The sequence below is a fragment of the Pseudomonas sp. RIT-PI-AD genome, assembly GCF_025642785.1.
GTDB lineage: Bacteria > Pseudomonadota > Gammaproteobacteria > Pseudomonadales > Pseudomonadaceae > Pseudomonas_T.
The window spans coordinates 159,193-184,028 of record NZ_JANZKU010000009.1 but is presented as its reverse complement, the minus strand read 5'-3'; the positions used below and the strand labels follow the sequence as shown (position 1 = coordinate 184,028).

13 protein-coding genes, 1 tRNA gene and 1 pseudogene are annotated in these 24,836 nt (G+C 67.1%); 10 read left to right on the top strand and 5 right to left on the bottom strand.

Annotation, left to right across the window (positions count from 1 at the left end; translation table 11 throughout):
* Positions 1-49 precede the first annotated feature (49 nt).
* A pseudogene (locus OGL92_RS10645) lies at positions 50-928 on the bottom strand (LysR family transcriptional regulator); the annotation flags it as partial.
* A gap of 593 nt (positions 929-1,521) precedes the next feature.
* Here OGL92_RS10645 and uvrY point away from each other — a divergent pair.
* The 4 genes from uvrY to OGL92_RS10625 all read left to right on the top strand — a co-directional run bounded on the left by uvrY (position 1,522) and on the right by OGL92_RS10625 (position 4,728).
* Positions 1,522-2,166, top strand: a complete 645-nt coding sequence (gene uvrY / locus OGL92_RS10640) for a UvrY/SirA/GacA family response regulator transcription factor (protein WP_263143555.1) — start codon at positions 1,522-1,524, stop codon at positions 2,164-2,166.
* A gap of 4 nt (positions 2,167-2,170) precedes the next feature.
* Complete coding sequence (gene uvrC, locus OGL92_RS10635; RefSeq protein ID WP_263143552.1) at positions 2,171-3,994, top strand: excinuclease ABC subunit UvrC; 1,824 nt, start codon at positions 2,171-2,173, stop codon at positions 3,992-3,994.
* Between the two features lie 33 nt (positions 3,995-4,027).
* Positions 4,028-4,588, top strand: a complete 561-nt coding sequence (gene pgsA, locus OGL92_RS10630; RefSeq protein ID WP_263143550.1) for a CDP-diacylglycerol--glycerol-3-phosphate 3-phosphatidyltransferase — start codon at positions 4,028-4,030, stop codon at positions 4,586-4,588.
* Positions 4,589-4,652: 64 nt separating this feature from the next.
* Positions 4,653-4,728 (top strand) — tRNA-Gly (locus OGL92_RS10625).
* 497 nt (positions 4,729-5,225) lie between these two features.
* On the opposite strand, the gene OGL92_RS10620 is transcribed toward OGL92_RS10625, so the two are convergent.
* The 4 genes from OGL92_RS10620 to OGL92_RS10605 are packed head-to-tail and all read right to left on the bottom strand — an operon-like array spanning position 5,226 to position 9,368.
* The gene (locus OGL92_RS10620; RefSeq protein ID WP_263143548.1) at positions 5,226-6,623 is read right to left on the bottom strand and encodes an isochorismate synthase; all 1,398 of its coding nucleotides are present in this window, start codon (positions 6,621-6,623) and stop codon (positions 5,226-5,228) included.
* On the bottom strand, positions 6,620-6,925 hold the full coding sequence (locus tag OGL92_RS10615) for an isochorismate lyase (RefSeq protein ID WP_263143546.1): 306 nt from the start codon (positions 6,923-6,925) through the stop codon (positions 6,620-6,622). The genes OGL92_RS10620 and OGL92_RS10615 overlap by 4 nt, the downstream gene beginning before the upstream one ends.
* Positions 6,922-7,704, bottom strand: coding sequence for an alpha/beta fold hydrolase (locus tag OGL92_RS10610; protein WP_276583904.1), 783 nt, complete (start codon positions 7,702-7,704; stop codon positions 6,922-6,924). Before OGL92_RS10610 ends, OGL92_RS10615 begins: the two co-directional genes overlap by 4 nt.
* Positions 7,701-9,368 (bottom strand): AMP-binding protein, encoded by a 1,668-nt coding sequence (locus OGL92_RS10605; RefSeq protein WP_263143544.1) that lies wholly within the window; start codon positions 9,366-9,368, stop codon positions 7,701-7,703. The genes OGL92_RS10610 and OGL92_RS10605 overlap by 4 nt, the downstream gene beginning before the upstream one ends.
* Positions 9,369-9,590: 222 nt before the next feature.
* Between OGL92_RS10605 and OGL92_RS10600 the strand changes: the two genes are divergently transcribed.
* The 6 genes from OGL92_RS10600 to OGL92_RS10575 all read left to right on the top strand — a co-directional run bounded on the left by OGL92_RS10600 (position 9,591) and on the right by OGL92_RS10575 (position 24,829).
* On the top strand, positions 9,591-10,484 hold the full coding sequence (locus OGL92_RS10600; protein ID WP_263143542.1) for an AraC family transcriptional regulator: 894 nt from the start codon (positions 9,591-9,593) through the stop codon (positions 10,482-10,484).
* Between the two features lie 166 nt (positions 10,485-10,650).
* Positions 10,651-14,967 (top strand): amino acid adenylation domain-containing protein, encoded by a 4,317-nt coding sequence (locus OGL92_RS10595; protein ID WP_263143540.1) that lies wholly within the window; start codon positions 10,651-10,653, stop codon positions 14,965-14,967.
* Entirely contained in the window at positions 14,964-20,366 is a 5,403-nt protein-coding gene (locus OGL92_RS10590; RefSeq protein WP_263143538.1) for a non-ribosomal peptide synthetase, read from the top strand. Before OGL92_RS10595 ends, OGL92_RS10590 begins: the two co-directional genes overlap by 4 nt.
* Complete coding sequence (locus OGL92_RS10585; protein ID WP_263143537.1) at positions 20,363-21,415, top strand: Gfo/Idh/MocA family oxidoreductase; 1,053 nt, start codon at positions 20,363-20,365, stop codon at positions 21,413-21,415. The genes OGL92_RS10590 and OGL92_RS10585 overlap by 4 nt, the downstream gene beginning before the upstream one ends.
* On the top strand, positions 21,396-23,135 hold the full coding sequence (locus OGL92_RS10580; protein WP_263143535.1) for an ABC transporter ATP-binding protein: 1,740 nt from the start codon (positions 21,396-21,398) through the stop codon (positions 23,133-23,135). Before OGL92_RS10585 ends, OGL92_RS10580 begins: the two co-directional genes overlap by 20 nt.
* Positions 23,132-24,829, top strand: a complete 1,698-nt coding sequence (locus OGL92_RS10575; RefSeq protein ID WP_263143533.1) for an ABC transporter ATP-binding protein — start codon at positions 23,132-23,134, stop codon at positions 24,827-24,829. Before OGL92_RS10580 ends, OGL92_RS10575 begins: the two co-directional genes overlap by 4 nt.
* Positions 24,830-24,836: the final 7 nt, after the last annotated feature.

The window sequence follows — 24,836 nt, the reverse complement described above, 5'->3', positions numbered from 1 at the left end:
CGGACATATCTCATGCCGGCACGCTGTCGCCGGGGTTGTGCTCGAAGGCCCGCAGGCGCTGCCGTGTGCTGTGCAGGAAGTTCAGGAAGCCCTGTTCCGATTCCAGCGCCGAGTTGTAGTAGCAATAGATCTTGGTGGAGATGCCGGCGGGTTCGTAGAAGTTGCTCAAGGCCACCAGTTTTTGGGCGCGCAGGTGGGCTTCGACGAAATAGTGCGGAAGAATGCCCCATCCGACGCCGGCTTCCACCAGATGCAGCATGTCGTCGAAATTCTCCACGTAACACACCTTGTCGCTGACCGGTCGCAACAGGTTGGAGTAGATCGCCTGGCGGCTGCCCAGGCTTATCTGGCGGTAGTTGGAGAGCGTCGCCACGTTGCTCAGGGTCGAGTGGCACAGCGGGTGTTCGGGGTGAGCCACGATGAAGGCCTTGGTGTAACCCAGCACGCAATGGCTGAAACGGCCGATCTTCAGCTCTTCGTCGATGGTGATGGCGATATCGATTTCCGATTTGTCCTGCTTGATCATCATCAGCGTATCGGCCGGGGAGGCGCGCATCAGGCTGATGACGTTGAACTTGTCCAGCAGCATCTCGGCGACCGTTTCGCAGATCGACGAGGGGATGGCGGCATCCAGCAGGATGCGTAGGTTGCGCGGCCCCTTGTTGAGGTTGTAAGCGATGTCCCCGATCAACTGCTGGTAGTTCAGCAGGCTCTGCATGTACGGAATCAGGCGCAGCGCCTGATCGGTCGGCTCCACCTTGTAACCATCCCGATGAACCAGTTCGACGCACAGATCGATTTCCAGGTTGCTCACCGCGGAACTGACGGCGGTGTGCGATTTGCGCAGGATCCGTGCGGCTCCGGAAATCGAACCCGAGGCGATGACCTGGAGGAACATGTTGATGTGGTTCAGGTTGTGGATAGACATTCCCTTATCCCTTTGGCTATGACGTGAAACCCGCTTCCCTACGTGCCGGCGCTCCGTTTCGGCACTTGAACCTGTAGACGTCCCACGGGACCTGCAGTTGAGCACGAACCCCCGTGTATTGATTAACGTAAAACGACAGATGATTCCGTGACGGCCGGCAGCGTTTGCGTCCAAAGCCCTCTTTTTATGTATTACTCGAGCGGCCCGGGCCTCGCAATCGGGAAATCGTTGGAAGGTCGGAGGCCCTGTGTAGCAGAGGCCTAGCGCCGAGAAAATCCTCATTTTGGATAGGTTTTCCGTGCCAGCATTGGGGCATCTGTGCCGTTTTCCTCCTCTGAACTGGGCTGTCGCGTATGTGCCCGAGTCTGTAAGATGCCTAGCCATTCGAGGCAGGCGGGCGCCATGGAGTAGGGGGCGAGCAGACCTAAATATCTCCCCCTGTATGGCGTTGTTTCAGCGCCTTCCGGCTAGAGCGTTTGGGGGGCGTCGACAGCCAATCGTCATCCGCCACGCGTTGATCTCGCTGGTTTTATCGAAGCCAGCCTTCACAGAATTGCCGCTCTCGCGGCTCGCGATGCACAGCGAGGTGTCGCTTGATTAGGGTGCTAGTGGTCGATGACCATGATCTGGTACGTACCGGCATCACACGTATGCTGGCCGATATCGATGGCTTGCAAGTGGTGGGGCAGGCCGACTCGGGCGAAGAGGCGATAAAGAAAGCGCGCGAACTCAAGCCGGACGTCATCCTGATGGACGTGAAGATGCCGGGCATCGGCGGGCTCGAGGCGACGCGCAAGCTGTTGCGCACCAACCCCGACCTGAAGATCGTGGCGGTCACGGTTTGCGAGGAAGACCCGTTCCCGACCCGCTTGCTGCAGGCGGGCGCCGCGGGTTACCTGACCAAGGGCGCGGCCCTGGAAGAGATGGTCCAGGCCATTCGGCAGGTATTCGTCGGCCAGCGCTACATCAGCCCGCAGATCGCTCAACAGCTCGCGCTGAAGTCTTTCCAGCCACAGAACAGCGGTTCTCCTTTCGATTTGTTGTCGGAGCGCGAGATCCAGATCGCGCTGATGATCGCTAATTGTCAGAAAGTCCAGAGCATTTCCGATAAACTCTGCCTGTCTCCGAAGACGGTGAACACTTACCGCTATCGGATTTTCGAGAAACTATCCATCACCAGTGACGTTGAACTGGCGTTGCTGGCGGTGCGTCACGGGATGGTCGACGCTGTCAACTGAATCGATGCCTGCTGTTTTCGATCCCGGCGCCTTGCTCGCCGCCTGTAGTGTTCGCCCCGGCGTTTACCGGATGTTCGATGAGAGTGGCAAGCTGCTCTACGTCGGCAAGGCGAAGAACCTCAAGAATCGTCTTTCCAGCTACTTCCGCAAAAGCGGGCTGGCGCCGAAAACCGCGGCGCTGGTGGCCAAGATCGCCCAGGTCGAGACCACCGTCACCGCCAACGAGACAGAGGCGCTGCTGCTCGAGCAGACCCTGATCAAGGAATGGCGGCCGCCCTATAACATCCTGCTGCGCGACGACAAGTCCTACCCCTACGCCTATCTGTCGGCCGGGGAATTTCCGCGCCTGAGCATTCATCGCGGCGCGAAAAAGGGGAAAGGCCGCTACTTCGGGCCTTATCCGAGCGCCGGAGCGATCCGCGAAAGTCTCAACCTGCTGCAGAAAGCCTTTCTCGTGCGCCAGTGCGAGGACAGTTATTTCCGCAACCGTACGCGTCCCTGCCTGCAATACCAGATCAAGCGTTGCAAAGGGCCCTGCGTCGGGTTGGTCGATCCAGCCGAATATGCGGAGGACGTGCGCCACTCGACAATGTTCCTCGAGGGGCGCAGCAGTGCACTGAACGACGAATTATCCGCGGCGATGGAGAAAGCCGCGCAGCAGCTGGACTTCGAGCGGGCCGCCGAGCTGCGCGACCAGGTTTCCCTGCTGCGTCGGGTGCAGGAGCAGCAGAGCATGGAGGGCGGTACCGGCGATATCGACGTGATCGCCGCCATCGTCAACCCCGGGGGAGCCTGCGTGCACCTGATCACCGTGCGGGGCGGCCGCGTGCTGGGCAGCAAGAACTTCTTCCCGCAGGTGGCCATCGAGGAAGACGCGAGCGAAGTGCTGCTGGCCTTCCTGTCCCAGTACTACCTGGGCAACCATGAGCGCGAATTGCCCAGCGAGTTGATCGTCAACAGCGTGCATGAGGATTTCCCCACCTTCATCGAGGCGATCAGCGCGACCCGGGGTCGCGAGCTGGCCATCGGCTACCGAGTGCGGGGAACGCGTGCGCGCTGGCAGCAATTCGCCGTGACCAACGCCGAGCAGGCCATGGCCGCACGCCTCGCCAATCGCCAGCATCTCGCCGCCCGGTTCGAGGCGTTGGCCAACGCACTGGGCCTGGAAGAGCCGCCGCAGCGCCTCGAGTGCTACGACATCAGCCATTCCAGCGGCGAAGCGACCGTCGCCTCCTGCGTCGTCTTCGGGCCCGAGGGGCCGTTGAAGTCCGACTATCGCCGCTACAACATCGAAGGCGTGACGGCGGGCGACGACTACGCGGCCATGCACCAAGCGTTGACCCGGCGCTTCAGCAAGCTCAAGGAAGGAGAAGGCAAGCTTCCGGATATCTTGCTGGTGGATGGTGGCAAAGGGCAGTTGTCCATGGCCCAGGCCGTTCTCAGGGAGCTCGCGGTTCCGGACCTGATCTTGCTCGGCGTGGCCAAGGGCGTGACCCGCAAGCCAGGCTTCGAGACGCTGTACCTCAACGATGCGGCTCACGAATTCACCCTGCCCGCCGACTCGCCCGCCTTGCACTTGATCCAGCAGGTGCGCGACGAAGCCCACCGCTTCGCCATCACCGGTCACCGTGCTCGCCGCGGAAAGGCACGGCGCACGTCAAGCCTGGAGGAGGTGGCCGGCATCGGGCCGAAGCGGCGCCGCGAACTGCTCAAGCATTTCGGTGGCCTGCAGGAATTGTCCCGGGCCAGCAGCGACGAAATCGCCAAGGCGCCGGGAATCAGTAAAAAGCTCGCCGAGTCGATTTATGCAGCCCTGCACAGCGAGTAGAATGCCGATTCACCTCGCAGCCCAGCCGTACAGATGAATATTCCCAACCTGCTCACCGTTCTGCGCGTTCTGCTGATTCCGGTTTTCATCCTGCTGTTCTATATGCCCTTCCCATGGAGCTATTGGGCAGCCAGCGCGGTCTTTGCCCTGGCCTGCGCCACCGACTGGCTCGACGGCTACCTGGCGCGGCGCCTCGGGCAGAGCACCGCGTTCGGCGCCTTTCTCGACCCGGTCGCGGACAAGCTGATCGTCGCGGTGGCCCTGGTGTTGCTGGTGGAAGAGCACGCCAATCTATGGCTGACGCTTCCTGCGGTGATCATCATCGGCCGGGAAATCGTGGTCTCCGCGCTGCGCGAGTGGATGGCCGAATTGGGGGCACGCGCCCAGGTCGCGGTGTCCAATCTGGGGAAATGGAAAACCGCGGCGCAGATGCTGGCGCTGGTGATTCTGTTGGCCAATCCCCCGTTGATCAGCATCTGGGTGATTCTGGGCTATCTGCTGCTGATCGTTTCCGCTGCGCTCACCCTCTGGTCGATGCTGCAATACCTGCTGGCCGCCTGGCCCCATCTGACCCGCGAATCCAGTAAGAAATAACTTTTTCGAATCAAGGGGTTGACGGCGCGCGGAGTTCCTATAGAATGGCGCCCGTCACCAAGACGCGGGAATAGCTCAGTTGGTAGAGCACGACCTTGCCAAGGTCGGGGTCGCGAGTTCGAGTCTCGTTTCCCGCTCCAAATTACGATCCGCAGATACTCGAAATGTCTGTAGATTGTTGAAAAAAGGGCCGAAAGGCCCTTTTTTTATTCCTGCGATTTGTACTGAAACCGCCCTAGACCAGCGTTTTTCAAGTCCTCGATTTGAGGGCAAGATGTGGGGCAAATTGTCGCTGGAGCCGAGGGGCGTCATGACGAACGTCGAGCCCGGGTCGCAACCTTGACACTCCACGATGCTTCTCCTACCCGGTCGTCCGCCAGGCCAAGCGGCCGGCAACTTTCCGTCTCAAGACCCGCCGCAAGCAGGAACGACACGCTATCGGCTTAGCCGCCGAGCACGCCTTCAAGGCGATGTCAGGCCGCATCACCTCCGGCGCACTCTGCGTTCTCTAAAGTAGTCGAGCAGGACCATTCTTTAGGTGGCGATGTGCAAGCCCGATGGCTGCGCGCGAAGTCATGCCGTCGTTTGTAAGGCGTGAACGACTTGGACCGGTTTTCCTGATGGTCGGAATGCCGTTCTATACGGCTAGAGCCGCGTGCATGCTCGCCAACTTGATACAGGTTTCCTCGTATTCGCTGGCCGGGTCGGAGGTTCGTACGATGCCGCAGCCGGCGAATAGCCGGGCTTGCTTGCCATCCAGCAACGCCGAGCGCAAACCGACGATGAATTCGCCGTTGCCCCTCCCATCGAGCCAGCCCAACGGCGCGGCATACCAGCCGCGGTCGAAGCCCTCGAACTGACGGATATGTTCCAGGGCCTGCCGCCGCTCATGGCCACCGACGGCAGGGGTTGGATGCAGCGTTTCGACCACTTGCAGCAGGCTGGCTCGATCGCGCAGTTGGCCTTCGATTACCGTGCTCAGGTGTTGAACCCGACTCAGGCGTTGAATGGAAGGGGCCGCCGGTACCTGCAATTGGCTGACCCAGGGTGCCAGGTCGCTCTGGATGATCTGCACCACCAGTGCATGTTCGTGGCGGTTCTTTTCGCAGTCCATCAGCGCTTGCGCCAGCGCGGCGTCTCGCCCTGGGTCCGGACTGCGGCGGGTAGTGCCGGCCAACGCCAAGGTTTGCAGATGGCCGTCGTGCAGTTTGGCCAGGCGCTCCGGCGAGGCGCCAATGAAGCAGCTTTGCTGCCGGCGGAAGGCGAACAGGTAGGCGGAGGGGTCGTTGCTGGCCAGCCGCGCCAGGGTCCGGCCAGGGCTGACGGGGTGGGAAAACTCGCTGACCACTTCCCGCGCCAGTACCACCTTTTTCATCGAGGTGTTGCGCAGCACGTCCAGGGCCTGGGCGATTTTGCTTTCCCAGCAGGCCTGTGGCAGCAACTGGTCGCGTACATGCTGCGGCGCCGCCGTGGTAGCCGGCGGCGACAGGTAGCGATCCATCAGGCCGTGCCATTCATTCAGCACATGTTCGCAGCGCAGACTGGCCACGTCCGAAGGGCCGATCCGCTGTTGGCACAGCAGCCAACAGCGATCGCCTTCGCGTATCAGCAGCAGGGTCATCAGCAGCATCGAGGCGTCGTCGAATCCCTGCCAGGCACCGCCGGCCTTGGCCTGATGATCGAAGCGAAAGCCGCCGCAGAGGGTGGGGGGCTGCGGGCCGTGGATCACCGCGCCGCGCAGCCACTGCTGCCATTGCCGATCCACCGCGACGAAACGCTGCTCGCCGGCGCCGCTCAGCTCTGCGGCCACTCCCCAGCCGAACAGGCTCCTGCCGCCCTCGGCCGCCCGCCAGAACAGACTTTCGGCATGAGGCCGGTCGACCCGGCAAAACAGTTCCAGCAGGTCCATCGGGCTGATCGTCAGGGCATAGCTGGCCAGTACCGGCGCGTCTTGCGCGGCGGCACGTCGCCGGGCCTGCTCGAACACCTGGGTCAACCCTTCGACGTGTTCGTCCAACCGTGCAAAGGCGCTCATGCCAGGGTTCTCGTGGCGCGCCAGTGCAGCACCTGCTGGGCGATGCACCAGTGAATGATCTGGGCGAACAGGGTTTCCATGAAGTGCGCGTCCAGCCCGGCTTCCTCGGCCCATTGGCGCCGCTGCGGGAGCATCTGCTCCACGCGTTCGGGGGCGGGAATGCTGCTTTCCGTCGGTTTGTAGCGGGCGGCGGCTTTGACGTAAGCCATGCGCTGGCGCATGAGTTCGACGATCTGGTGGTCCAGTGAATCGATGGCGATCCGGATGTCCGGCAGGCCTTCGCAAGCGTCAGGGGTTTTCATCGGCAGGGTTCCTCGGGAGCGGGCGATGTGAGCGGGCGACGGCCGAGCAGGGCGGTCGCCAGGGCGTCGAACAGCGCCTGGCGCTGTTCGATCAGGTAGAAGTGTTCGCCATCCCAGCGCCGCAGGTGCAGTGGCTGGAGGCTGGCGGCTTGCCAGGCGAGGGCTTCGTCGAGGTCGATCTCCGGGTCTTGCTCGGGGTAGAACACCTCGATCCGGCTGTCGAGCGGCAGCGGTTGCGCGCGGCGGTAGGTCTCGACGATGCGGTAGTCGTTGCGCAGGCTGGGCAGGAACAGCTCTCGCTGGGCCGGGTCTTCCAGCAATGGATGGGGACGGCCGGACAGGCGCCGCACATCGTCCAGCAAGGCGGCGTCCGGCCCGCTGTGCAACTGCCCGCCGCGTTGGCATTGCGGGGCCGGGTGGGCGGAGATGAACAGGTGCTCGACGGCGATCGCCTGCCGCTCCAGGCGTATCGCCACTTCATACGCCGCCACGGCGCCGAGGCTATGGCCGAACAAGGCCAGGGGGCGATCGGCATAACCCCGTAGCGCCTGGCTGGCGGCCTCGGCGAGGCTGTGCATGTCGGTCAGGCAGGGCTCGCAGAAGCGGTCTTCGCGCCCCGGATACTGGATGGCCAACAGGTCGATATCGGCGGGCAGGGCAGCGGCCCAGTCGCGGAAAAAACTCGCACTGCCGCCGGCATGGGCGAAGCACACCAGGCGCCAGCGCGGCATCGGCGAGAGGCGATAGGGGCGCACCCAGCGCTCGTCCAGGGGCATCATGAGGCGAGGCCCCCGCGATGGGCGGCCAGCCAGGCCAGGCGCAGGCTTTCCCGCAAATCCTTGCGGCTGACCTTACCGACGCCGGTCTGCGGAAAGCGGGGGACGAATTCGATGCGGTCCGGCACCTTGAACGCGGCCAGGCCCTGGCTGCGCAGGTGCTGCTTGAGGCCAAACGCCGATGGCGCAGGATCGCGGGCGACGATGAAGGCGCAGGTGGATTCGCCGAGCACCGCATCGGGCATCGCCACCAGGGCCGCGTCATGCACCTGGGGATGGTTGATCAGCAGGTTTTCCACTTCCTCGGCGGCGACTTTCTCGCCGCCCCGGTTGATCTGGTCCTTGTCCCGCCCCTCGACCACCAGGTAACCCTCGGCGGTACGCCGTACCCGGTCGCCGCTGCAATAGAAACCGTCGGCGGTGAAGGCTTTGGCATTGTGTTCGGGCAGGCGGTAATAACCGCGAATGGTGTAGGGCCCACGCACTTGCAACTCGCCGACCTCACCGTCGGGCACCGGCTGTCCCCGTTCGTCGACGATGCGCACTTCGTCGTCGGCGCAAAGCGGGCGGCCCTGGGTGTGCAGGATCAGGTCCTCGCGGTCGTCGAGGCGCGTATAGCAGAGCAGCCCCTCGGCCATGCCCAGCACTTGCTGCAGGGTGCAGCCGAGGGTCGGCGCGACCCGCGCCGCGGCGGTGCTCAGCAGTTTCGCCCCGCCGACCTGCAACAGCCGCAGGCTCGACAGATCGGCCTGGCGCTGGGCCTGGGCATCGAGCCAGAGCATGGCCAGCGGCGGCACCAGTGCGGTGACGGTGACCCGCTCCGCGCTGATCAGGGCAAAGCAGGTGTCCGGGTCGGAGCGCCGGGTGCACACCACCCGGCCGCCGGCCAGCAGGGTGCCGATCACGCCCGGGCAGCACAGGGTGAAGTTGTGCGCCATCGGCAGGGCCGTGAGGTACACGCTGCGGGCGTCCAGGCCGCAGACCGCGCTGCTGGCGCGCACGTTGTAGAGGTATTCGGCGTGCCGGCGCGGAATCAGCTTGGGCGTGCCGGTGGTGCCGCCGGATAACTGGAAGCAGGCCACCGCGTCGGCGCGGCCGGCGTCCTGCTCCAGCGGTTCGTTGCGATACAGCTCGTCCAGGGCGGTGAATTCCTCGGCGCCACCGTCGATCACGACATATTGCAACTGCGGGTTGGCCGCGAGCAGCTGGCGCGCCATCTGCCGGCAATCGAAGCCTTCCAGTTGAGCGCAACCAATGTAGGTCGTGGCCTGGGCAAAGCGACAAAAGCCACCGATCTCGTGCTGGCGATGGGCGGGCAGGGCGAGAATCGGCCGGGCGCCCAGGCGAAACAAGGCAAAACACACCTCGATAAAGGCGCTGCCGTTGGGCAAGTGCACGACCACGTTGTCACCGGCTTGGACGCCAAGTGCGCGCAACCCACCGGCGAGGCGTCGACAGCGTTCCGCCAGGCTGCGGTAGTTCAGGTACAGGGGGCCGTCGGTAATCGCGATCGCCGAGGGTGTGCGAGCGGCGGCGGCATCCAGGGCGTGGGCGAATGTCTGGTCCTGCCAGTAGCCGGCCCGGCGATAGCGCTCGGCGAAGGCTGGCGGCCAGTCCGGCGCGTCGTCGAAAGCGTCTGAATCGTGGGTAGGGGTGAGCGATGACATGGGATCTCCTACTTGTAGAAATAATCGGCTACAAATAACTAAATGAGATCCATTATCATTATACTTTGCCTGGTGCTTCTCAACGCCAAGGCTTTCGGTGCCGCGACTTTTTCATTAGATGAAATACGCAGTGGCTTCAAACAGGGAGGTTTAGGGTTTAAAAGCCTCCCCATACTCAGGCCAGGCCCCCGCGTAATGGCCTCAGGATCAAGGGAAAACCCAATGACTATTACGATCATCGCCCCCACCCACCAAGAGACGCCGGCCGAACCCAAGGGCAACCAGCCCGGAACGGTCTACCTGGAACCGCACATGACCCTGGTCACCGGCACCCTGTGGTCCGAGAGCGAGGCCTGGGTGGAGGACCCGCTGGAGCGCGGGCTCAAGTTGATCCTGGTGCAGAGTGGCGAGTTGTCCTGCCGCGTTCCCGGGCACGCCGAGCAATCGATCAGGGGCCCGAGCCTGTGCACCATCGTCAATGACGGCGAGTTCACTTCGTCGCAGATCTACGGCACCTCGACGCCGCTGCGCTACACCATCGTGCAACTGGACCTGGAATCCCTCGACCGCCACCTGGGCATGGCACCGCGCAAGCTGCTGGCCCGCGGCGCCGGGGACCCCTACATGATGGTGCGCCCGGCGCCGCGGGCGATGCAGGCCCTGGCGACGCAGATCGCGACCTGCCCGATGCAGGGCCCGAGCCGCTCGCTGTACCTGGGCGGCAAGGCACTGGAACTGACCGCCCTCAGCGCTCAATTCCTGCTGGATGAACGGGGGCAACCGGAGCAGAAGCTGCGCATCACCTCATCCGATGTCGAGCGGGTGCACGCCGCGCGGGATCGTCTGGTGCGCTCGTTGCTGGAACCGCCGAGCCTGAACGACCTGGCCAGCCATGTCGGCATGAGCCCACGCAAGCTCACCGCGGGATTCCGCAAGGTCTTCGGCACCAGCGTGTTCGGCTACCTGCACGAACACCGCCTCAGCGAGGCGCACCGCATGCTCAGCGATGAAGAGAGCAACGTGTCGACCGTCGCCTATGGCGTGGGCTACAGCCCGGCGCATTTTTCCATCGCCTTCCGCAAACGCTACGGGGTATCGCCCAGCGAGATCCGCTGAGAGGGTCCAGCGCGCGGGCGACTGCCTCTGAATCGAATGAAAAGGCCCGTGCATCTAAAGCCCTGAGCGCTTCCTGAAAACCCGCTTGAGATAAAGTCTCATTTGACAATGGCTTCCATCTTGGTGAGCCACAGACTTCATTTCGACGGGCCACAGGAAGCTTTTCATGAGCGAGCTGACAACAGCAGACACGATCTCGGCGAACCCACTCCGCCCCTGGCTGATCGACTACCTCGCCCAATTGCTGGGCGCGACCGTGGAGGACATCGACAGCCTGGGCGACGAGGAAAACCTGTTGGGTTGCGGGCTGGATTCGATCCGCCTGATGTACCTGCAGGAACGCCTGCGCAGTCACGGATTACAGGTCGAATTCGCCCAACTGAGCGCCGACCCCTGCGTGGCCGCCTGGCTCGCATTGCTGCGCGGCCAGAGGTTGCAACCCACGCCGGCGACGGCCGTCGCAGCGGCGCCGGCGCCCGAGGAGAGCTTCGAGCTCAGCGCGGTGCAGCAGGCCTACTGGCTGGGCCGTGGGTCGGCGGAAGTGCTGGGCAATATCAGTTGCCACGCCTGGCTGGAATTCGACTGCCAGGGCATCGATCCGCAGCGCCTCGAAGCCGCCGTGAAATGGGTGCAGGCCCGCCACCCGATGCTGCGGGCCAGTTTCAACGAGGGCCGCCAACGCATTCTGGCGTCGCCGACAGTGCCGGTGTTCGATCATCAGGACTGGCGCCAACACAGCTTACAAGCCGCACGGAATGCCTGGGCCGAACTGCGCCACTGGCGCTCGCACCAATGCCTGGCGGTGGAGGCGGGGCAGGTGATGCTGGTGGGCCTGGTGCAGTTGCCCGACGGCCGTGACCGGGTCTGGCTGAGTGTCGACCTGTTGGCCGCCGACGTGGAGAGCCTGCGCCTGCTGATGGCTGAGTTGGGCCGCGCCTATCAGGCGCCGGCGTCCCTGGCCGCGCCGCCGACCTTGCATTTCGCCGACTACCTGAGTCGTCGCCGGCAACGTCGCGCCGAGGCCTATGCGCGGGATCGCGAATACTGGTGCCAACGCCTGGCCCAGTTGCCCGACGGCCCGGCGCTGCCCCTGGCGCGCGCGCCGGAATCGATCCGCGAACCGCGCTTCAGCCGCCAGGCCTTCGTGCTCAGCGTCGCCGAAGCCGGGCGCCTGCAAGACCAGGCCACCCGCCACGGGCTGACCTTGTCCTGCGTATTCGCCACCGCGTTCAACGCGGTGCTGGCGCGCTGGAGCGCACAGTCGAATTTCCTGCTCAACGTGCCGCTGTTCGACCGGCACGACGACCAGTTCCCCCTCGACCAGGTGATCGCCGACTTCACCACCTTGCTGCTGGTGGAGTGCCAGGACGCGCCGCAGTTGCCCTTCGCCGAAGCGGCGCGACTGTTCCAGCACGGCCTCCATGCGGCCATCGACCGCTCGGCGTTCCCGGCCCTCGAGGTGTTGCGCGAAGCCCGCCGCCAGGGCCATCCCCGTTCGGCGCCGGTGGTGTTCTCCAGCAACCTGAGCGAGTCGGGATTCGTCCCGAAGAGCTTTCGCGAGGTGTTCGGCGACCTGCACGACATGCTGTCGCAAACCCCGCAGGTGTGGCTCGACCACCAGTTGTACCGGGTCGAGGACGGCCTGCTGCTGGCCTGGGACAGCATCGCCGAGCTGTTCGCCGACGGCGTGCTCGAGGCGATGTTCCAGGCGTATATCGAACTGCTGCAGCGCCTCGCCGACAGTGACTGGAACCAGCCGCAACCGGTGCCGTTGCCGGTGGCGCAACAAGCCCGTCGCGACCGGCAGAACGGCGCCCCGGCACCGGGCCGCGGGCGGGGTTTGCTCGAGGACTTTTTCCGCCAGAGTGCCCGACGCCCGGAGGCGCTTGCGCTGATCTGCGGCGAACGGCGCTGCACCTATGGCGAATTGGCCACCCGCGCGCTGCGGGTCGCCGCCGGGTTGCTGGAGGCCGGGATGCGCCAGGGCGAGGCGGTGGAAGTCTGCCTGCCGCGGGGCCTTCAGCAGATCGTCGCGGTGTTCGGCGTGCTGGCGGCGGGTGGCTGCTACGTGCCGGTCGACACCGCGCAACCGCCGGCGCGCCGCCGCCTGATCGAATCGGCGGCGGGAATCGCCCTGGTGATCGCCGAGCAAGCGCCGGCGCTCACCCCCGACAGCCCGCCGTTGCGCTGGCTGGACCCCGCACGCCTGGAACGGTCCGCGCCCCTGGCGGCCCCGCGCGCGCAGGCGCCGCAGGCCAGCGCCTACGTGATCTACACCTCGGGTTCCACCGGAATTCCCAAGGGTGTCGAGGTGAGCCATGGCGCGGCGCTCAATACCCTCGACGCTTTGCAGGCCGAGTTGGATATCGACCAGGACGACTGCCTGCTGGCGGTGTCGGCGCTGGATTTCGACCTGTCGGTGTTCGACCTGTTCGGCGTGCTGGGGCAGGGCGCCCGCCTGGTGTTGCTGCACCCCGAGGAAACCCGCGATGCGGCGCGCTGGGCGCAGTTGATTGCCGAGCATCGGGTGAGCCTGTGGAATTCGGCGCCGGCCCTGTTGGAAATGGCCTTGGGCATCGCCGCCCGCGACTGTCGCTACCAGAGCCTGCGGGCGGTGTTGCTGTCGGGGGACTGGATCGCCCTGGACCTCGCCGCGCGCCTGCGCCGGCACGCCACGCCGCAATGCCGGGTGTATGGCCTGGGCGGCGCCACCGAGGCGGGCATCTGGTCGAACCTGCAACGCATCGATGAGGTGCCCGAACAGTGGCCGTCGATCCCCTATGGCAAGCCGCTGGCCGGCCAGGCGTACCGGGTGGTGGACGACAGCGGTCACGATGTGCCCGATCACGTGGTGGGGCACCTGCTCATCGGCGGTGGCAGCCTGGCGCGGGGCTATCGCAACGATCCGCGACTCACCGCCCAGCGTTTTCGCTGCGATGACCGTGGCCGCTGGTACCACACCGGGGATCGCGGGCGCTTCTGGGGCGATGGCACGATCGAGTTCCTCGGGCGCATGGACCAGCAGGTCAAGCTGCGCGGGCAGCGTATCGAGCTGGGGGAAATCGAGGCGGCGCTGACGGCCCACCCGCTGATCGACAGTGCGTGTGCCGCCGTATTGCCCGGCGCTGTCGCCAGCCTCGGCGCGGTGCTGGTGATGGGGGCAACGCCGATCGATATCGCGGCGGATGCCTTGCACGGTCCGTCCCTGCTCGACGACACCCCGGCGGCCGAGGCGCGGGTGGCGGGCGAAGTGCTGCAGCGTGTGTTGCAAGGGCCGCCCTTGCCGGAGCGGCCGCTGTTCGACACCTGGCGCCAGTGGCTGGACGGGCAACCCGCCGAGTCGATGAGCCTCGGCGACGCGCTGGCGCAACTGGGTTGGCGCGAGGCAGACCTGCACGCCATGGTCAATGCGCTGCAGGCGCTGTTGCGCAGCGAAGACGGCATCTCCCAGGTGCTGTTCGATCCGCTGCTGGCGCCCCAGGCCCTGGCCTTGAACCTGCCGGCCGGGCGCCAGGTGCTGGACGCGATGAGCCGCGCGGTGCAGGAGCAATGCGCCGCCCAGGCCGGGCCGCTCGAGGTGGCGGTACTGGATGTGCGCGGCGGGCAGTTGCTCGATCGATGGCTGGATCAGCTGAACCACGGCGACCTGCGACTGACCCTGTTCGACACCAGTCCCGGCCTGCTGGCGGCCGCCGGCAAGCGTGCGCGGGTCGCCTGCCAATCGCTGCAGGACGGTCTGTTGCCCGCCGAGCATTGGGCGCGCTATGACCTGGTGATCAGCTTCGCCGCCTTGCACAGCCATGCGCAGCCTGGCGACTGCCTGAACCTGGCCCAGGCGCTGCTCAAACCAACCGGTCGGTTACTGCTGGCCGACCTGTTGCGGGATTCGCCGCTGGGCCTGGTCAGCGCTGCGCTGCTGGAGAACCGTGCGCCGGTATTGCCTGACACCGGACAGATTGCACAAGCGCTGGGGCGGAGCGGCTTCGCCGAGCCGGAATGCCTGTGGCGGAACCCGGCGATGCTGCTGGTCAGCGCGCGGGCGGCTGAAACGCCGGACGGCGACAGCTTGCAGCCGTGGATGCAGCAACGCTTACCCCTGGCCATGTGCCCCGAACACCTGTGGTGCGTGCCGCACCTGACACTCAACGCCAACGGCAAGATCGACCGTGGCCGCTTGCAGGCCGGACTGACCGCGGCGTCGCAACGCCAGCAGCCGGCGAGCAGCGCGGCGGGCGAGTTGAGCCCGGCCTTGCAACCCCTGGCCGCGTGCTGGGAGGCGATATTGGGGCGGCCGGTGCTCAGCGCCCAAGGCAGCTTCTTCAGCCTGGGGGGCGACAGCCTGCTGGCCACCCGTTTGCTGGCCAGCGTGCGCGAACGCTTGGGCGTCAGCCTGCGTATGAGCGATTTCTATCGGCAGCCGACTCTGGCCGGCATGGCCGCGCTGCTGGCGCGCAGTGCCGCCCTCGAGGAGGGCGTGCTATGAGCCTGGACGACTTGCTGGATATCTGCCGTGAACGCCAGATCGAACTCTGGACCCGCGACGGCACGCTGCATTTCCGTGCGCCGGAAGGCGCGTTGGATCCGGCCCTGGCCGAATGCCTGCGCGCCCAGCGGGAAGCGCTGATGGTGCGTCTGTCGCCCCAGGTGCAGTGGTGCTCGCAGCCTGAGCAGGCATGCCAACCCTTTGCCCTGAGCGCGGTGCAGGGTGCCTACGTCTTGGGGCGCAACCCGGCGTTCGACTACGGCGGCAACGCCTGCCACCTGTATGTCGAGTACCCCTGGCCGGCCCCCCTCGACACCGAGCGGCTGGACCGCGCCTGGCATGCGCTGGTGCAGCGCCACCCGATGTTGCGCGCGGTGGTGCAAGACAACAGCCGCCAGTGCGTACAGGCCCAGGTGCCGTGGCTGCACGTGCCGCTGCACGACCTGCGCCATGCCACGCCGCTGGCGTTCGAGGCGCACCTGCAACAGGTGCGCGAGCGGCTGGATCATGCCTGCCATGCCCTGGACCGGTGGCCGATCCTGCTGCCCGAAGTCAGCCTGGGCGCCGAGCGGGCAATCCTGCACGTTTCCGTGGACTTCACCCTGCTCGACTACGCCAGCCTGCAACTGTTGCTGGTGGAGTTGACCCAGCGCTACCGGGAGCCGACGCGGCAGTGGCCCGTGCTGGAGGCCACCTTCCGGGATTACCTGCAATACGAGCGCGAGATGCGCGAAAGCGCCGCCTGGCAAAGCGACAAGTCCTGGTGGCTGGCGCGCCTGGAAAGCCTGCCCGGACGTCCGGACCTGCCCCTGAGCGACGACGCGGGGATCGGTTCGACGCGCTTCGAACACCACCACGGCGTGCTGACCACGGCCCAGTGGACCGCCCTCTGTGCCCTGGCCAGTGGCCAGGGCCTGAGCGCCGCAGGGGTGACCCTGGCGGCGTTCGCCGAGGTGATTGGACGGTGGAGCCAGACCGCGGATTTCTGCCTGAACCTCACCGTGCTCAACCGGCCGGACCTGCACCCGCAACTCGGCCAGGTGATCGGCGATTTCACCGCCCTGAGCCTGCTGGCGGTGCAGGGCGGCAGCGGCGCGAGCTTCGTGCAGCGCGCGCGGCGCATCGGCGCGCAGTTGTTCGACGACCTGGACCACGGCCGCTTCACCGGGGTGGAGGTGCTGCGCGAACTGGCTCGGGTCCGGGGGCGCGGCGCCGACCTGATGCCGGTGGTGTTCACCAGCGGCATCGGCAGTGTCGAGCGCCTGCTGGGCGATACCGGGCACCTGTTGCAGCCGCCCAGCTACATGATCAGCCAGACGCCCCAGGTGTGGATCGATTGCCAGGTCAGCGACCAGTACGGCAATTTGCAGATCGGCTGGGACGTGCGCACCGGCGTGCTGCCGGCAGGCATGGCCGCGCAGATGTTCGAGGCCTATGTCGACCTGCTGCGGCGCCTGGCCGAGGACCCGCAAGTGTGGCAGGCACACGGCGATATCGTTCTGCCGCGCCAGCAGGCGCCGCGGCCCCCGGCGGAAACGGCGCCCGACCGCAACATCGCCAGCGGCTTCGCCCGGCAGGCGCTGCGCACGCCGGATGCGCCGGTGATCAGCGACCGCGACGGCCGCTACAGCTATCGCCAGGTCGCCCGCCATGCCGAAGCGGTGCGCACGGCCCTCGAGGCCCTCGACTTGGCGCCCGGCGCCCGGGTGGCGGTGCTGCTGCCGAAGAGCGCCTGGCAACTGATGGCGGTGCTGGGCATCACCCAGATGGGCGCGGCCTATGTGCCGGTCGATATCCGTCAGCCGGCCCTGCGCCGCGAAGCCATCTTGCGCGACGCCGGGATTGCCGCGCTCGTCTGCCTGGAAGCCGAGGCCTTGCCGGCGACCCTCGAGCTGCCACGCATCGCCATCGACCGCCTGGCCGCCGCCAGCCATTGGCCGCCCCGGGAACCGCGGGCGGTATGCGCCGACGACCTGGCCTACATCATCTATACCTCCGGTTCCACGGGCACGCCCAAGGGGGTGATGCTCAGCCATGGCGCGGTGGTCAACACCCTGGACGACATCAACCGGCGCTATGGCGTCGATGTCGAAGACCGGGTGCTGGGGCTGGCGGAGCTGAGCTTCGACCTGTCGGTCTACGACTTCTTCGGCGCCACGGCAGCGGGCGCCCAGGTGGTGCTGCCGGACCCCGAGCGCGGCGCCGATCCCTCCCACTGGGCGCAGCTGATGCTCGAACACGGCGTGACCCTGTGGAACTCGGTGCCGGCCCAGGGCCAGATGCTGGTGGACTACCTGGAGACCGAGTCGGCGGCGATCCCCGGGCCCCGTTGCGTGCTGTGGTCCGGGGATTGGATTCCCACGACCCTGCCGACCCGCTGGTGGCGGCGCTGGCCCGACAGTCGCCTGTTCAGCCTGGGGGGCGCCACCGAGGCGGCGATCTGGTCGGTGGAGCATCCGATCCGCCCGGCCGATACCGCCTTGCCGAGCATTCCCTATGGGCGTGCGCTCGAAAACCAGACCCTGGAAGTCCTCGACAGCCTCGGCCGCCAATGCCCGCCGGGCGTGCGCGGCGAGATCCACATCGGCGGCCTCGGCCTTGCCCTGGGCTACGCTGAGGACCCCGAGCGCACGGCCGAACGTTTTATCACCCATGCCAGCGGGCGGCGGCTGTACCGCACCGGCGATCAGGGGCGTTACCTGGATGAAGACGGCCTGATCGAGTTCCTCGGGCGCCAGGACGACCAGGTGAAGATCCGTGGCCATCGCATCGAACTGGCGGAAATCGACGCCGCCTGGCTGGCCCATCCGCAGATTGCCGCGAGCGCCACGGTGCTGGTGGGGGAACGCCATGAGCGTTCGTTGTGCAGCTTTGTCACCGCGCAAGCGGTGGCGACGGATCCACGGCGCGTGCGCGAGGACATGCAGCACGTCCTGGCCCAGGCGCGCGCGACCCTGGAGCGGGCGGATTTCGGCCCGCGCGATGGGATTCACGCCGCCCTGGCGGCACTGGACCGGGCCGCGGATGCATCGCTGCTGCACTGGCTGGCGGGCAGTGGTCTGCTGGGGCTGGACCGGACCGTGGAATTCGCGCCGCTGTGCCAGGCCCTCGGGCTGCAACCCGGCCAGCACCGCCTGTTGCACCATTGGCTGACGCTGTTGACCGACAGCGGCTACCTGCAACGCGAGGGCGAAGGCTGGCGCTGCGGGGTGGACCCGGGCGCGTTCGATCAGGCCGCCGCCTGGGCGCACTTCGCCGAACGGGCGCCGGCGGGCATCTGGCCGGTGGAACTGGTGGATTACCTGCGTGGCAGCGCCCAGCGCCTGGCCGAGCAACTGGACGGTCGCCTGAGTCCGGCGAGCCTGATGTTCCCCGAAGGCTCGGCGCACATTGCCGACGCCATGTACAGCCGCGGCCTGCACGCGCAGGTGCTGCACCGGGCCATGGCCGAGGCGGTCGGCGCGATCGTGGCACGTGAACCCCAGCGCTCCTGGCGCATTCTCGAAGTGGGCGCCGGTACAGGTGCCGCCAGTGCCTCGGTCATTCCGGCGTTGGCCCCGCAGGTGGCCGCCGGTGTGCAGGTCGACTACCTGTTCTCCGACGTGTCCAGCTACTTCCTCAACGCCGCCCGGGAACGCTTCGCCGAGTACCCGTGGGTGCGCTTCATGCACTTCGACATGAACAAGCCCGCCTGCGAGCAGGGTCTGCCCGCCGGTTCGCTGGACCTCGTGTTGAGTTCCGGAGCCTTGAACAACGCCCTGGATACACCACGCCTGCTGGGCGGGTTGCGTCGACTCTTGCAGGCCGACGCCTGGCTGGTGATCCAGGAACTCACCCGCGAACACCGGGAAATCAGCATCAGCCAGAGCCTGATGATGGAGACGCCCCAGGACGCGCGCGCAGCCAATGGGCAACTGTTCGTGCACACCCACCAGTGGCTGGATTGGCTCAACAGCGAAGCGGGGGATCAGGCCCAGTCCCTGGCGTCATCCCGCAGCGTGCTGGCACTGCTGGGCTACGACCTGCTGGTGGCGCGGATGAAAACCGACCGGCCGCGCCTGCCCGCCGAAGACCTGTTGGCGTTCATCGCCGAGCGTGTGCCGCGCTATATGGTGCCGTCCCAGGTTCGGGTGCTGGAAAGTTTGCCGATGACCGCCAACGGCAAGATCGACCGCCGCGCCCTGACCACCCAGGCACAGCAGCGCCAGTTGGAACCGCTTCGACCGGTACGCACCGAGGTGGCCGACGAGCTGGTCCGGCGCCTGATCGGCCACTGGGAACGGGTGCTGGATCGCCGTGGCTTGTCGGCTGAGCAGGATTTCTTCGCGGCCGGTGGCGACTCGCTGCTGATCGCGCAGTTGATCGCCGGCCTGCGGGAACAGGAACCCCTGGCCCACGGGCAGCCTTTCGATCGCCTGCTGCGCTGGGCGCTCAGCCAGCCGACCCCGATCGGCCTGGCGCAGCGCCTGCGCAGCGCGTCAGGCGTTGAAGGGGCGCCTCCTGCGACTCCGGCGGCGGCCATGCCGCCAGGCACCCGCGCCCCCTTGGGTGGGCGCGTGCGGGTGGATGCCTTGAGCGAACTGGCGGGGGGCGAGGGCATCCCCCGGGTGTTGGTGCACGAGGGTCTTGGCACACTCTTGCCGTACCGCGGGCTGATCGCCGGACTGACCGGCAGCGGCCCGCTGCTGGGGCTGGCGGTCCACCACAGCGAAGATTACCTGCGCCTGCCGCCGCCGCAGGTGAATGCGACCCTCGGCAAACGCTACGCCCAGGCCTTGTGGGACAGCGGCCGGCGCCGCTTCGACCTGCTGGGCTACTGCTCCGGCGGGTTGGTGACCCTGGAGCTGGCCAAGGCGCTCCTGCAACTGGGGGCCGAGGTGCGGCAGGTGGACATCGTGTCCAGCTACCGCATTCCGTATCGGGTGGACGATGAGCTGCTGATTCTCTACAACTTCGCCGCCACCCTGGGGCTGGACACCGAGGCGCTGGGCCTGCCATCCGCCGGGCGACTGCAAGCGGCCCTGGCCCCGTTGCTGGTGGATTCGCCGCACCACCTGGCCGCGGGCAGCCTGGCTGCGGCGCTGCGGGACGTCGACACCGCGTCGCTCAAGTCCCGGGTGCTGGCCGCCGCCACCGGCATCGCCGACGAGCAGTTGTATCGGGTGTTCGCCCATTCGGTCCGGGCCAGTCACTACAGCGACGGCGCGCCCTATGCCGGCGCCCTGCGGCTATTCGTGCCCAGCGTCAGCAACCCGTTGATCGCCGATCATCAGGCCAGCCTGCAGGCCTGGTGGCAGGCGGCATCGCTGGCGCCGCTCACCTTGCACGCCCTGGCCGGCAATCACTTCGATTGCCTGGCCGGATTGAGTCGTCACTTGCTGGAGGAGCACCGCCCATGAGCAACCCCGTCAAAACCCTGGTGGTGGGTTCGCGATTCGGCCAGTTCTACGCTGCCGGTGTCGCCGCCGCCGACCATCTCGAACTGGTGGGCGTACTGGGGCAGGGCAGTCGCCGTTCGCAGGCCCTGGCCCGGCGCCTGGAGGTGGCCTGTTTCGATGCGCTGGAGCAGGTGCCCGGCGACACCCGCCTGGCCTGCGTGGCCGTGGGCGGCGCGGCACGTGGCGAGCAGGGCCCGCGACTGGCGCAGGCACTGATGGCCCGCGGCATGGATGTGTTGATCGAACACCCGCTGTTGCCCCAGGAACTGCACGACCTGTTGCGCAGCGCGGCGCGCCTGCAGCGGCGCTGCCTGCTCAACAGCTTCTACCCGCAACTGCCGTGGGTGGCGCGCTTCATCGAGCTCGGCCGGCAGTTGCACCGCCAACAGGGGATTCGCCACATCGAGGCTCAGTGCGCAGTGCAGGTCAGCTATGCGACCCTGGACCTGCTGGCGGCGCTGCTGGAGTCGGTGGGCCCCTGGTCGCTGGACAATCTGGCGCCGGCCCTGTCGCCGTGGCGTGACTTGAGCCTGGTGATGGCCGAGGTGCCGGTGTCACTGCGGGTGCTCAACGAGCTGGCGGCGGCGGATGACGGCCGCATGCAGCTGCTGCAGCGCATCAGCCTGGCCACCGAGAGCGGCACGCTGCTGCTGGCGTCGCCCCACGGGCCGCTGCTGTGGATGCCGGCGGTGCGTGCGCCCCGGGAAGACGCGGACGGCTTGTTCGCGCCGACGGACGCCGCCTTGCCCTGCGCTGAGGTGTTGCGGGAAGCCTGCGCGGATTGGGCGCAGGTCTACCGCCAGGTCTGGCCGCGGGCGGCGGCCAGCGCCTTGCAACCGCTGATCGACGGTGTCGGTTTGGCGCGCCTGCAACAGCGCAGCCTGGAGGTGGTCGAGTTGTGGCAACGGGTGACCGCGGCCATCGGCTTTCCCGAGACGCCCGCCCAGGCGTTGCCGGCAGGCCGCCTGGCCCAGGTGCTGGAGGGTGCCGATGCAGGTGCTCGGGCCTGAGTTGCGCGCATTGCTGCAGCCGTTTCGCGCGCGTCTGTGGCTGGCGGTGGCGGTGCAGGCGGTGGCCGGGATCGCCTCGCTGTTGCCGCTGATCGCCTTGGCGCAGTTGGCGGAGCGCCTGCCCGAGGCGCCGCCGCTGGGGCCCTCGGTCATGGGCTGGGTGCTGCTGGCGGTGCTCGGGTCGGGCCTGTGGCTGGTTGGCCAGACCCTGGCGTTGCACCTCACCCACGGGGTGGACGCCGACCTGAGCGACCGCCTGCGGGTGCGCCTGGCCGAGCACCTGCAACGCCTGCCCCTGGACTGGTTCGCCCGGTTGGGGCCCGAAGGCGTCACCCGTTACGCCGAGCAAGATGTGCGGGCGCTGCACCAACTGGTGGGGCACGCGCCGACGGACCTGGTCAACCTGCTGCTGATTCCATTGGCGACCCTGGCGTATCTGCTGTGGAGCGACAGCGGGCTGGCGCTCTGGTGCTTGTTGCCCTTGGGTTTGGGGGTGTTGGGATACGGTCGCCTGGGCTCGGCCCATTACCGCGAAGACGTCGAGCGGCGCAACGCGGCGATCCAGCAGTTGTTCAGCGACTACAGCCAGTTCGCCGCCAACCTGGGCCTGGTGCGGCAGTTCCCGGGGGCGGGTATCCACCCTCGCTTGCAGCAGGCGGTGCAAGGCTTCGATCAGCGCTTCAGCCACTGGGTGCGTCGCGCCGGTCATCTCGCCGCCTTGATCCAGGTGCTGCTCAGCGCGCCCTGGCTGCTGGCCTGGGTGGTCGTCGGCGCATGGCTGGCGGGCATGGCCGAGGCCGGCGCGGCGCAGCTGTGCGGCTTCCTGCTGCTGGTGCGCGCCATGGCCGCGCCCGTGCTGGCGATGGGGCACGGCTTCGATGCGCTCCACGGCGCACGGATCAGCGCGCAGCGCCTGCAAGAGGTGTTGAGTACGCCGCCGCTGGCGGAGCCCGATGCGCCCTTGGCACCGCAGGATGCCAGCGTGGAAATGCTCGACGTATACTTCACCCATGGCTCGGTACCGCTGCTGTCGGCGATCGACCTGCGGCTGGAACCGGGCACCACCACGGCGCTGGTGGGACCCTCGGGGGCGGGCAAGAGCACCTTGGTCGGATTGATCGCGCGGTTCATGGACGTGGACAGCGGGCAGGTGCGGGTGGGCGGAGTGGATGTGCGCCGGATCGCCAGCCCGCAGTTGCAACGGCACCTGGCGCTGGTGTTCCAGCATGCCGGCGCGCTGCGCATGTCCCTGGCGCAGAACATCGCGTTGTACCGGCCCGACGCCAGCCTCGCGCAGGTTCGCCAGGCGGCGCGAGCGGCTTGCCTGGACAGCCGGATCATGGCCCTGCCCAAGGGCTACGCCAGCATTGCCGGCGACGATGTGCAGCTTTCCGGTGGCGAGTTGCAACGCCTGGCCATCGCCCGGGCGTTGCTGTCCGGCGCGCCGATCATGCTGCTGGACGAGCCGACCTCGGCCACCGACCCGCAAACCGAACGGGCGTTGCGCGCCGCTTTGCGCGACGGCGCGGCCGGGCGTACCCGGCTGATCGTCGCGCACCGGCTGGAGAGCATCCGCCACGCCGAGCAGATCCTGGTGCTGTGTGATGGACGGATTGTGCAGCGCGGACGCCATCAGGACTTGCTGGCCGTGGAAGGCCTTTACCGCCAGCTCTGGCATGAGCAAATGCCTGGCGCCGATCGACCGGAGGCCCTGTCATGAGTGTCTTTTCGCCGCTTCGCCACCTGCCGGAGGTCGCCTGGCAAGCGTTGCGCGGCGCCTTGGCCTGGATGGTGCTGGCCGCCGTGCTGGATGGCCTGGCGGGGCTGGCGCTGGTGCCGTTGATTCTGGCCTGGTTCGACGGTTCCCGCGCCGCCGTGTCGCAGAGTGTGTGGCTGGTGCTCGGGTTGACGCTGTTGCAGGCCATCGCCGGCTACACTGCGCAGCGTCGCGGCTATCTGGCCGGAGCGGGGCTGGCGGCGGGCCTGGTGGCGCGTCTGCTGGAGCACTTGCCACGGCTGCCGCTGGGCCGGCGCCGGCACCTGGAGGGGCTGGTACGCGGTCCGGTGTTCAACAGCATGGGGATTCCCGCGCACCTGTTGGCGCCGTTGATTACCGCATTGGTCACGCCGACGGTGGTGGTGCTCGGCCTGTTCGCCCTCGAGCCGCGCCTGGCGTGGGCAGTGGCGCTGGCCTATCTGCCGCTGTTCGCCCTGCTGCGCTGGGCCGGACGGCGCAGCCTGGATCTGGAGCGGCAGCGCCAGGCGGTGGATCGCCAGGCCGGGCAATTGCTGCAAGCCTTCGCCGAACAGCAACCGCTGATCCGCAGCAGCGGCGACGCCAGTCAGGGCCAGCAGGCATTGCGCACGGCGTTGCACGCGCAACACCAGGCGACGCGCTCGCTCAATCGGCGGGCATTGCCCGCCAGCCTGGGGTTCGCCACCGCCGTGCAGATGATGTTTTCGCTGGTCCTGGCCGGTGGAGTACTGGCGGTGGCCGCCGGGTATTTGCCGGGAGCGCTGCTGGTGGCGGTGCTGGTGCTGCTGGTGCGCTTTATCGAGCCGCTGTCGCAACTGGCGCAATTGGACCAGGCGTTGCGCATGGCCTGGCAGGCCTTGTCCCAAGTACTGACGGTGCTGGGCGCGCCGGCGTTGCAGAGTCCGCAACCTGGCAGACAACCGCTGGATGCCAGCCTGCAAGGCCAGGGTTTGCAGTGTTACGGCGAAAACGGCGAGCAGTTGCTCAAGGATCTCGATGTGTACTGTGCTCCCGGCACCTTCACTGCGATCGTCGGTCCTTCCGGCGCGGGCAAAAGCACGCTGCTGGCGCTGCTTGGCCGGGGCATGGATCCGCAGGCCGGCGAAGTGCGGCTGGGGCAGGTGGACATCCGCCAGTTGAGCGAACGGACCCTTGCCGAGAACCTGACCCAGGTGTTCCAGGACAGCGGCTTGTTCGCCGGCAGCCTGTTGTGGAATGTCAGCATGGCCAGGCCCGAGGCGACACCGGCGCAATTGCAGCAGGCCGCCTCGGCCGCCGCGCTGGACGAGGTGATCGACAGCCTGCCGGATGGTTGGCACGCCGACGTCGGCCCGGGCGGCGGCTTGTTGTCGGGCGGCCAGCGGCAACGGGTCGGCCTGGCGCGGGCGCTGCTGTCCGAGGCGCCGATCGTACTGCTGGACGAGCCCACCGCCAGCCTCGATGCGCGCAGCGAGGCGCGGGTCAATCGTGCCCTGCGGGCGCTGCACGGCCGGCGGACGCTGGTGCTGGCGTCGCACAATCCGGCGCTGGTGCGCGAGGCGGACCAGATCCTGGTGCTGGAGGGCGGACGCTTGAGCGGCTGCGGTCGCCATGAGCAACTGCTCGCCACGCACCCGTGGTATGCGCAGTTCGTCGAGCCCGAGCAGGCGGGCGAGTAGGTCCATT